The 9,832-nt window shown below is 71.2% G+C and carries 12 protein-coding genes; 6 read left to right on the top strand and 6 right to left on the bottom strand.

The window, feature by feature from the left end:
• Positions 1–159: 159 nt before the first annotated feature.
• The 3 genes from ACZ63D_RS03995 to ACZ63D_RS03985 all read right to left on the bottom strand — a co-directional run bounded on the left by ACZ63D_RS03995 (position 160) and on the right by ACZ63D_RS03985 (position 2,821).
• Entirely contained in the window at positions 160–1,686 is a 1,527-nt protein-coding gene (locus ACZ63D_RS03995) for a catalase (RefSeq protein WP_465352801.1), read from the bottom strand.
• Positions 1,683–2,123, bottom strand: coding sequence for a Fur family transcriptional regulator (locus ACZ63D_RS03990; protein ID WP_465352800.1), 441 nt, complete (start codon positions 2,121–2,123; stop codon positions 1,683–1,685). The genes ACZ63D_RS03995 and ACZ63D_RS03990 overlap by 4 nt, the downstream gene beginning before the upstream one ends.
• A gap of 62 nt (positions 2,124–2,185) precedes the next feature.
• Positions 2,186–2,821 (bottom strand): TetR/AcrR family transcriptional regulator, encoded by a 636-nt coding sequence (locus ACZ63D_RS03985; protein WP_465352799.1) that lies wholly within the window; start codon positions 2,819–2,821, stop codon positions 2,186–2,188.
• 67 nt (positions 2,822–2,888) lie between these two features.
• Between ACZ63D_RS03985 and ACZ63D_RS03980 the strand changes: the two genes are divergently transcribed.
• The 3 genes from ACZ63D_RS03980 (at position 2,889) to ACZ63D_RS03970 (ending at position 4,420) form a co-directional block, all read left to right on the top strand.
• A complete protein-coding gene (locus tag ACZ63D_RS03980) occupies positions 2,889–3,167 on the top strand; it encodes a hypothetical protein (protein ID WP_465352798.1) in 279 nt (92 codons plus the stop codon).
• Positions 3,164–3,307, top strand: coding sequence for a hypothetical protein (locus ACZ63D_RS03975; RefSeq protein WP_465352797.1), 144 nt, complete (start codon positions 3,164–3,166; stop codon positions 3,305–3,307). Before ACZ63D_RS03980 ends, ACZ63D_RS03975 begins: the two co-directional genes overlap by 4 nt.
• A 165-nt stretch (positions 3,308–3,472) precedes the next feature.
• On the top strand, positions 3,473–4,420 hold the full coding sequence (locus ACZ63D_RS03970) for an alpha/beta hydrolase (protein WP_465352796.1): 948 nt from the start codon (positions 3,473–3,475) through the stop codon (positions 4,418–4,420).
• Between the two features lie 219 nt (positions 4,421–4,639).
• On the opposite strand, the gene ACZ63D_RS03965 is transcribed toward ACZ63D_RS03970, so the two are convergent.
• From ACZ63D_RS03965 to ACZ63D_RS03955, 3 genes are all read right to left on the bottom strand, one after another.
• Positions 4,640–5,743 carry a helix-turn-helix domain-containing protein gene (locus tag ACZ63D_RS03965; protein WP_465352795.1) on the bottom strand — a complete coding sequence of 368 codons (1,104 nt, stop codon included), beginning with the start codon at positions 5,741–5,743 and terminating at the stop codon, positions 4,640–4,642.
• 22 nt (positions 5,744–5,765) lie between these two features.
• Positions 5,766–6,233, bottom strand: coding sequence for an HNH endonuclease (locus ACZ63D_RS03960; RefSeq protein ID WP_465352794.1), 468 nt, complete (start codon positions 6,231–6,233; stop codon positions 5,766–5,768).
• A gap of 259 nt (positions 6,234–6,492) precedes the next feature.
• On the bottom strand, positions 6,493–7,380 hold the full coding sequence (locus ACZ63D_RS03955; RefSeq protein WP_465352793.1) for a LysR family transcriptional regulator: 888 nt from the start codon (positions 7,378–7,380) through the stop codon (positions 6,493–6,495).
• Positions 7,381–7,449: 69 nt separating this feature from the next.
• Here ACZ63D_RS03955 and ACZ63D_RS03950 point away from each other — a divergent pair, with 69 nt between their 5' ends.
• The 3 genes from ACZ63D_RS03950 to ACZ63D_RS03940 are packed head-to-tail and all read left to right on the top strand — an operon-like array spanning position 7,450 to position 9,701.
• Positions 7,450–8,316 carry an EamA family transporter gene (locus ACZ63D_RS03950; protein ID WP_465352792.1) on the top strand — a complete coding sequence of 289 codons (867 nt, stop codon included), beginning with the start codon at positions 7,450–7,452 and terminating at the stop codon, positions 8,314–8,316.
• Between the two features lie 49 nt (positions 8,317–8,365).
• Positions 8,366–9,280 carry a hypothetical protein gene (locus tag ACZ63D_RS03945; protein WP_465352791.1) on the top strand — a complete coding sequence of 305 codons (915 nt, stop codon included), beginning with the start codon at positions 8,366–8,368 and terminating at the stop codon, positions 9,278–9,280.
• 55 nt (positions 9,281–9,335) lie between these two features.
• Positions 9,336–9,701, top strand: a complete 366-nt coding sequence (locus ACZ63D_RS03940; protein WP_465353689.1) for a hypothetical protein — start codon at positions 9,336–9,338, stop codon at positions 9,699–9,701.
• The last annotated feature ends 131 nt before the right edge of the window (positions 9,702–9,832 follow it).

Genomic DNA, 9,832 nt, shown 5'->3' with positions numbered 1-9,832 from the left:
CGCGAGCTGAATGGTGGCGAGCGCGAGCGCGGGAAGAATTAGGTGCTTGATCGCGTCCCAGACCGCCTCCCCTTCCCCGCCCCCCCCCCCCCCCCCCCCCCCCCAACCCCCCACCCCCCCCCCCCCCCCCCCCCCCCCCCCCCACTTCGGAAAAAGTGCTTACGCCTTGCGCTGCATGCTCTCCCGTGCCGGGTTGGCCTGTTCGGCCGCCTTCGGGTCCTTCTCGTCCTGCTTCGCGCGCACGCCGGACTCGACGCGGTCGCCGAGGTCCTTGTCCACGTTGTGCCAGTACTCGAAAGCCCGCTTGAGCACCGGTTCGGTCACGCCGTTCAGCAGGTGCCCGACGATGTTGTCCACCAGCCGCTCGCGTGCGGCGTCGTCCAGCACCTCGCGCACCATGGTGCCTGCCTGGCCCCAGTCGTCGTCCTCGGCGTGGTCGACGTAGGCCGAGCGGACCATCTCGCCGTCGGCGTGCCAGCCCGCGGGCGTGCCGTAGCGTTCGGTGTCGGCGCGCGGGCCGCCCTTCGAGTTCGGCGCGTACACCGGGTCGGAGACCTTGGCGTAGCGCATCGCGCCGTCCTTGCTGTAGCTGTGCACCGGCGCGGTCGGCGCGTTCACCGGCAGCTGCTTGTAGTTCGCGCCGATCCGGTACCGGTGTGCGTCGGCGTAGGCGAACAGCCTGCCCAGCAGCATCCGGTCCGGGCTCGGGCCGATGCCGGGCACCAGGTTGTTCGGCTCGAACGCGGCCTGCTCGATCTCGGTGTGGTGGTCGGTCGGATTGCGGTCGAGCGTCATCTTCCCGACCTCGATCAGCGGGTAGTCGCCGTGCGGCCACACCTTCGTCAGGTCGAACGGGTTGAACCGGTAGGTCTTCGCGTCCTCGAACGGCATCACCTGAACGTGCAGCGTCCAGCTCGGGTAGTCGCCGCGCGCGATGGCCTCGAACAGGTCGCGGGTGTGGTAGTCGGTGTCCGCCGACGCCATCTGGTCGGCCTCGTGCTGGGTGAAGAACTCGATGCCCTGGTCGGTCTTGAAGTGGTACTTGACCCAGAACTTCTCGCCCGCGGCGTTGACCCACATGTAGGTGTGCGAGCTGTAGCCGTTCATGTGCCGCCACGTGCGCGGGATGCCCCGGTCGCCCATCAGCCAGGTGACCTGGTGCGCCGATTCGGGGGACAGCGTCCAGAAGTCCCACTGCATGTCGTGGTCGCGCAGGTTGTTGTCCGCGCGGCGTTTCTGCGACCGGATGAAGTGCTGGAATTTCAGCGGGTCCTTGATGAAGAACACCGGGGTGTTGTTGCCGACGAGGTCGTAGTTGCCCTCGGGGGTGTAGAACTTGAGCGCGAACCCGCGCGGGTCGCGCCAGGTGTCCGGGCTGCCGCGCTCGCCGGCCACGGTGGAGAACCGGGCCGCCATCGGGGTTTTCGCGCCGGGCTGGAACACCGCCGCTTTGGTGAAGCGGCTGACGTCGGCGGTCACCTCGAAGTGCCCGAACGCGCCGCTGCCCTTGGCGTGCGGCTGGCGCTCCGGCACCCGTTCCCGGTTGAACTGCGCCATCTGCTCGATCAGGTAATGGTCCTGCAGGAGGATCGGGCCGCCCGGGCCGAGCGTGAGCGAGTGCTCGTCGCTCTCGGCCGGGATCCCGGAGTCCGTGGTGGTCGCCGGGGGTTTCGGTTCTTCGGTCATCTCGCGAGCTCCTCGTGGTGGTCGGAAACGCTGGAGCAGTCCGGGCACAGGCCCCAGAAGACGATCTCGGCCTCGTCCACGGCGAACCCGTGCCCGTCGTGCGGGGTCAGGCAGGGCGCCTCGCCGCGGACGCAGTCGACGTCCTCGGCCCGGCCGCACCGGCGGCACACCACGTGGTGGTGGTTGTCGCCGGTGCGCCGTTCGAACCGCGCCGGATGCCCGGACAGCTCGATCCGGCGGACCAGTCCCGCGTCGCCGCACGCGGCGAGCACGTCGTAGACCGCTTGGATCGACACGCTGCCCAGGCTTTCGCGCACGCCCGCCGCGATCGCTTCGACCGTCGCGTGCGGATGTTCGCCGAGCCAGCCGAGCACGGCTTGCCGCGGCTTGGTGACGCGCAGGCCCGCGGCCCGCAGCGTCGCCGCCGAGTCCGGCATCGAGGTCCTCCCCGGGATCTGGAACCGCTCCAGTTCCGCCGGTTACCCCGTCTCCGCGAAGCTCACACGTGGGTGTCACCCACCGGCCGGATGAGTTCGGCCAGATGCGCGCGAAGGATGGCGACGCATTCCTCCGGCGAGGTGAGCCCGGGCTGCAACACGGCCCGGAACGCGATGCCGTCCAGGAGCGCGGCCAGCCGGGCCGCTTCGACTTCGGGGTCTTTCGGCTCGAACCGGCCGCTGCGGGCCTGGGCGTCGAGGATGCGGCGGGCCAGCGTCACGGTGCCCTGGACCGCTTCCCGCGCCAGGTCGTCCAGCCCCGGATCGGCGCGCGCGGCCATCAGGAATTCGACCAGCACGGTCACCTCGGTGCGCCGCCGATCGTCCAGCGGCAGCAGTTCGGACAGGAATTCGGTGAGCTGGTCGACGGCCTCGTCGGGCGTCAGTTCCGACAGCGAGCCCGTCTTTTCGCGGCGTTCGACGAGCCGCGCGGTCGTCCGGTCGATCGTGGTGCGCATCGCGAACCGCATCAGCGCGTGCTGGCTGTCGAAGTAATGCCGCACCGAACCGATGTTGAGACCCGATTCCGCCGCCACCGCGCGCAGTGAGACCGCGTGCAGTCCGTCCTTCGCGGCCAGCCGCAGCACCGCGTCGGCGATGTGTGCGCGCCGCTCTTCACCGTCCACCACTCTAGGCACTGGACTTTTATATCACAGCCGTGATAGAAACGGTTTGTATCACAGGTGTGACAGAAAGGGGTGCGCTGTGGAGACGGTGCTGAACATCCTGCTGATCCGGTTCGGCATCATCGCCGGGATCGTCGTGGTCCTCGGGCTGGCGGGCTTCGCGCTGATCGTTTCGCTGCGGCGGCGCGGCAAGGGGGAGCGCGTCCGGGAAGGCGCGGCGGTGCTGGCGAAATCCGCGGCCAGGGCGATGGACCGGCGCGGGGCGCGGGGCGTGCGCGGCCGGGTCGGCGGCGAGGTCGTGCGGCAGGCCGCGCGGTGGCTGGACGAGGACCCGGACCGGAAACGGTCCGGCCGGTGAACGCGGTGCTGCTCGCGGACGGGGACGAAATGCTGCAGCACCTCGTGCACGATCTGTTCGTGAAGGGGCTGATCGTGCTGGGCGCGGTGCTGGTGGCGGTCATCGGGATCGTGGTGATCTGGAAGAAAGTGGGGCGCTGACGGGTCGCGGGGCACGGGAGGCGGCGTGGGGCGTCTTTCCGTGCCGTGCCGCGGGTCTCGCCATTCGGCGGGACAACCCCGCGCGGTACGCGACACGTGGCGGTGCCAGCCGGGGCCGGGGTTTCGGCACGATGGAAGTCTTCACCTGGAAGACGGAGGCCGTCGATGAGTTATGCGTTCGATCCCGAAATCGCCGCCGCGATCCCGATGCTGCCCGACATCGACTTCCTCGACGTCGCCGCTTCGCGGGCGGGCATGGCCGAGATGGTCGCCTCGATGCGAGGCGAACTCGACGAAACCGGCGTGACTGCCCGCGACGTGGCCGTGCCCGGTCCCGAGGGCGACGTCCCGATCCGGGTCTACACCCCGGACCGCGTCGCGACGAAGGCGCTGGTGTTCGACATCCACGGGGGCGGTTTCGCGCTCGGCGACCTGGAGGTCGACCATGCGGCGAATGTCGAATTGGCCCAGGAGCTCGGCGTCGTGATCGTGTCGGTCGATTACCGGCTCGCGCCGGAGCGTCCGTACCCGGCCGGGCTGGAGGACTGTTACGCGGCGCTCGAATGGTCGGTCAAGCACGCCGACGAGCTGGGGATCGACCCGGACAAGGTGGTCGTGTACGGCGTGAGCGCGGGCGGCGGGCTGGCCGCGGCGCTGGCCCTGCTGGCGCGCGACCGGGGCGGCCCGGCGATCGCGTTCCAGTTCCTGGCGGTGCCCGAACTGGACGACCGCCTCGAGACCGGCAGCATGCGGCAGTTCTCGGATACGCCGCTGTGGCATCTGCGGGCCGCCGAAGCGAGCTGGGACTACTACCTCGGCGGGCCAGGCAAGCGCGGCGGCTCGGAGATTCCGGTGTATGCGGCGCCGGCGCGGGCGACCGATCTCTCGGGACTGCCGCCCGCGTACGTGTCGGTGATGGAGTTCGATCCGCTGCGCGACGAGGGAATCGCTTACGCCCAGGGGCTTTTGGCGGCGGGGGTGCCCACGGAATTGCATTTGTTCCCGGGGACTTTCCACGGGTCCGGAGTGATCCGGCACGCGACGGTGAGCCGCCGGGAGGCCGCGGAGCGACGGGCGGTGCTGGCCCGGGTGCTGGGGGTCGAGGCGGAATGAGCCCGGGCGGCCGGGGCACGGTGCTCCGGCCGGGTTCCGGTCGGGTTCCGGTGGGAGGCGCCGGTGGACAGCTTGGCTGAAGGCGGCGGAATTGTCGGTGGCGGCCGATAGACTGGAAAACGGGGGGATCCCCCGCGCCTTGACGGGATTCTGCTTGGCTCGGCGGGATTCTGCGTGCCTCAACGGGATCCCCCGCGGCTCAAGGGGATCCCCCGCGGCTCAGCTGGATTCCGCCAACCTCCGCGCCGCCAGCGCCAGCCGCGCCCGGAAGCGTCCCGCCGGGTCGTCCAGCGACCACCCCAGCGCGTCCTCGACGTGCGCCAGCCGCGCCGCCACCGAGCTGTGATGCCGGTGCAGCGCGACCGCCGCCTGGCGCAGGGAACCCGTGCGGCAGAAGGCTTCCAGCGTCTCCAGATCGCCGTTCTCGGCGAGCGCGTTCAACGCCAGCACGTCCGGTTGCGCGCGCAACCGCTCCGCCGGGATCTCCGCCAGCAACGTCACCGCGCCGAGGTCCTCGTGCACGACCAGCGGCCGCGAAGTCGCCGCGAACCGTTGGGCCAGCCGGGCTTGCAGCCACGAGCGCCGGGCTTCCAGGCCGTCGACCGCATCGCCGACGCCTACCCGGACAGTGTCCGGAAGCGTGCGATCCTTGGCCCGCAACGCCAATGTCTCGGACAGCGTCGAAACGACCGAATCCGGGCCTTCGCGCGGCTGCAGCACTACCGCGGCAACCCCGCCCACCACGGCCACTCGCGCGCCGAGCGGTTTGCCGCGCGCGACAAGGGCGACCGCGTCCGCTCCGGCGTCGCGGCCGAAGCCCGACGCGACCGCCACGACGCGCAACGGGCGCGTGGTGTCCAGCCCGAGCAGAGTCAGCGCCCGCGTCCGGTCCTCGTCCGCCGCCTGCTCGCCCAGCACCAGTTCGACCAGCGCCGGATCGGCCAGGTGCGGTGCGGCGGGCGCGGGTTCGACCGGGTTGAGCACCTTCGCCGCGATCGCGAGCCGTTCGAGCACGAGGACGTCGAGCGGCCCCGGCTCGCCCGCGCGTTCCAGCCAGACCCGCCCGGTGCCGTCGAGGTCCACGACGACGGCGCCCGGCGGCACTGGACCGTCGCCGCCGGGGTCACCGGTCGGCCGGAACCGATGCACGGTTCCGTCGACACAGTGGATCCCGGCGACGCATTCCGCGAGGAAAGCCGTGGCCCGCAGCAGATCCGGCAGTGTCGCGCGGCGCGCGATCAGCTCGTCGAAATACGCGATGACGCGCACCGCCGTTTCCGCGCCGGAATCGACCGTCGACAACCGCAGCAGCAAGCCCTTCACGGGTGCCAGCCTAGCGACAGTCTCATGTGGACAGTCCGGTCAGCGGATGCAGCTCCTCCCACCGCGGCACGCGCGGCGGGAACCGCAGCGTCAGCCCGGCTTCCGCGGGCGTGCGGTCCGCCTTGCGCGCGTTGCAGCTCCGCGCCGACCCGCCGCAGGCGGCGACGGTGTTGAGCCAGCTCGTGCGCGCGCCGCCGCGCGAAACCGGCGTGATGTGGTCGACCGTGGTGGCCTTGCGCCCGCAGTAGGCGCACGTGTGCCGGTCTCGCCGCAGCACGCCGGTACGGGACCAGCGCGGCGGCCCGGAATACCGCCATTTCATCACGACGTAGCGCAGCAGCCGCACCACCTTCGGCCGGGGGAAGACGCCGAGGTCCGGCCCGTCGCTTTCGTGGACGACCGCGACCTGGCGGACCAGCATCCGGATGGCATGGGGGAGCGAGACGGTGTGCAGGGGCTCGTAGCCGGCGTTGAGAACCAGGACTCCCATGGCGACGGGCACCTCCTTCCGGGCGAAACGGGCCGCGAACGCAAAAGCCGCCCGGCCGGTGGTTTCCGGCGGGCGGCTCCTCGCTCACGGCGTGGCGGGCCACGTCATGGCGCGGAGCCGGGAACGGCCGACCGGCACATGCGTTCGTCGCGGTGCGGCATTCCGAGGTTCCTTTCGTGGCTGGACGGTTTCATCATTGCCGCCCCGCGCCGCCGCGTCAACGGAAAATGATCGCCCCGGTTTCAAGATCCACAGTGGACTATCGCGGGCGCGCGGAAGCGGATTTCCGTTTCGGCGCCGCGCGGTACAGCTCGCCAAGCAGAGCCACCGCGGCGTGCGTGGCGGGATGCGGATCGTGCGCGCGCCAGGCTAGCCGGACCGGCACTGGCGGGGCGTCGCGGACCCGGCGGTACACGATGCCGTCGCGGCGGTACTGCGTCACCGTCGAATGCGGGGTGACGCCGACGCAGCGGCCCGTGGCGACGACGGCGAGCCAGTCGTCGACGTCGTGCGTGGCCTCGATCCGCGGACGCGACTCCGGCGGCCACAGCTCGGCGGAAGTGGTGCCGGTGCGGGGATCGACCACCAGCAGCCGGGACGCGAGATCGGCGAGCGTGACGGTGCGGCGCCCGGCGAGCGGGTCGTCGGCGGCCATGGCGCAGTAGCGGTCCTCGTGGCCGACCGTCGCGTGTGCGAACTTGCCCGAGGGCACCTGATGCCGCACCACCGCGAGATCCGCGAGCCCCTCGGCCAGCCCGGCGGTCGCCGTGTTGGCGCGCACGAGCAGCAGTTCGACGTCCGGGTACCGGTCGGCCCAGCGGCGCTGGAACTCCGCGGTATGCCTGCCCATCGCCGACCACGCGTGGCCGATGCGCAGCCGCGTGTGCCCGGTGGCGGCTTCGCGGACGAGATCGTCGGCCTCGGCGAGCAGATGCCGGGCGCGCGCGAGCACCTGGACGCCGGCCGTCGTCGGCTCGAGGCTCCGGCTGGTTCGATGCAGCAGCTGCACACCGAGAACCCGTTCCAGCGAAGCCAAATTCCGCGATACGGCCGCCTGCGAGACGCCGAGTTCGAGTGCGGCGTCGGTGAACGTGCCAGCGTCCACGATCGTCACCAGGCAGCGCAGCTGACGCAGCTCCAGATCCATGCGTTTAGCGTATCGCTGTTGCGGTCAATGCATTTTGCGCATGGATCGCCTGGACGCATGCTCGACCGCATGGCGACTACGGAACTGGCTCCGCGAACGCGCGGCAACGCCCGGGCGACCGGTGCCGCGATGCTGCTCGGAAGCGCGCTGTCCAACCAGGTCGGCGCGGCGACCGCGGCGCTCGCGTTCCCGGTGCTCGGCCCGCCGGGCGTGGTGGCGGTCCGCCAATGGGTGGCGGCGGTGGTCCTGCTGGCTGTCGGACGGCCGCGGTTGCGGACGTTCACCGCGCGGCAGTGGTGGCCGGTGCTCGGCCTGGCCGCCGTGTTCGCGACGATGAACCTCTCGCTGTACACCGCCATCGACCGGATCGGCCTCGGGCTGGCCGTGACGCTCGAATTCCTCGGGCCGCTGACGATCGCACTGGCTGGCTCCCGGCGTCGTATGGAGCTGGCGTGCGCGGTAGCCGCCGCGGTGGCGGTCGGTGCGCTGATGCGCCCGCAGCCGACCACCGACTACCTCGGGATCGGGCTCGCGCTAGTGGCCGCGCTGTGCTGGGCCTGCTACATCCTGCTGAACCGGACCGTCGGCCGCCGCCTGCCCGGAGCGGAGGGTTCGGCCGCCGCGGCCGGGGTGTCCGGACTGCTGTACGTGCCGATCGGGTTGGTCGCGATGCTGCACCATCCGCCGACGCCCGGCGCGTTCGCGGCGGCGCTCACCGCCGGGCTGTTGTCGTCGGCACTGCCGTTCCTCGTCGATCTCGTCGCGTTGCGGCGGGTCCCGGCGCAGTTCTTCGGGGCGTTCATGAGCGTCAACCCGGTCGTGGCCGCGCTCGTCGGGCTCGTGGTGCTCGACCAGCGGCTGGACGCCGTCGCGTGGGCGGCGATCGGGGTGATCGTGGCGGCGAACACGGTGGCGGTACTGCGGCGGCCCGCGTGATTGTCGGTGCGGCGGGTTACCGTAGGCGGCGCTTGTGAGGAGGTGTGGCATGGTGCGGATCGCTGATCAGGAATGGCCGTCGACAGTCGTGCCCGCCGACGCGCGCGAACGCGCCCAGGCGACGGGCGTGCTGGTCCGCCGGATGGGCTGGGTGTCCGAGCGGCTGACCCGGGAGGAACGCGACGACGTCGAGCGGCAGCTGGAGTTCTGGTACTCCAACGGATACTGCCCGGACGCGCTGCTGATCGCGATGAGCGCGCTGCCGGACGGGACGCGGCAGCGGCCGCGCCGGTCCGGCGAGAAACCGGGCGACTTCCTGCGCTCGCGGATGAAGGCCTGGTTCGCCGACGAGTCCGCCGCCGACCTGACCGAAGTGCGCAAGCCGCCGCGGCAGGGGCAGAGTTTCGAGGCCTGGCTCGCGAACCGGCGCAAGCAGGTCGCGGACGAGGGCACGTACCAACGGCGTTCGCGGCTGACCGACGCGGGGGAGCGGGCCCGGGCCGAGGCCCGCTCGATCGCGGCGTCCCGGCGGAAGGATCCGCTCGCGCGCGTACGCGAGAGCGAACGTCGGCGCGCGGCCGCACTGGAGAGTCTGCGGGTGGTCGGCGAGGCGGTCGAGGTGCCACCGCCGCCGGCCGAGACGCGCGCGACGCCGCGGATGATCGCGTCGTTCGCCGGACGGCAGTCGCTGGCCGCGAATTCGCCGCAGGTGCTCCGGATTGTCGAGCGATTGCGGGCGGAGAAACGAGGGCCGACGGCGACCGAGCTGGCGGTGCTGCGGAACGCGGTTCGGGACGCGCATCACCATGCCGGGCTGGGCACGTTGGAGGCGGCCAGCGCGGAGGTCAATGACGTGGAGGCGCTGACGCCGGACGGGCAGCGGATCAAGGAATTCCTCGCCCGTGCCGCGGACGATCGGCTGCCGCTTGACGCGACTGTGCGGTTGCTTCACTCGATGCGGTGAGCTGAGCGTGTCGGGTCACCCGTGGTGGGGAGGGTGCTTCCAGACTCGCCCGGTGATGAACACGGCTATGGACGATGCCGGACGTTGTTTGCTCTCGGTGGCGTGGAATATCCGGACTGGCGGCCCGCGGGCGGATGCCCGGGCGGACGCGGTGCGGGAGCGGTTGCGGACGGTGTGCCGGGAGTTGGGGCATGCGGCTTGCCGGGTCGCTGCGGCGGGTGGGGGCGGGGATGCGGTGCCGTTGTTGCGGTTGGCGGATCGGGCGTTCGAGATTGACACGTTGTTGGTGCTGGTGGGGACGGCGTTGATTCCGGACGCGGGGAGGGATGCCCGGCGGTGGGGGGAGATCGAGGGGTTGGTGGCTGAGGTGGACGGGATGGTGGAGGAGGCTTCTGCTGTGCTGGGTGGGGTTTTGGTGTGACTGGCTGAGGGGCGGCTCGTCGCCCTGGGGGCGACATTGCTTTGGGCCTCGTGGGGGCACCCCGAAGCTGGATTGTGACGACGGCGCGGGGGTGCTTGTCAAGGCGGGAAAGATGCCTTGACAAGCACCCC

This window comes from Amycolatopsis sp. NPDC104775, assembly GCF_055583325.1.
Note: the sequence above shows the minus strand (reverse complement) of the source record. Positions and strands in the feature narration are given on the sequence as shown.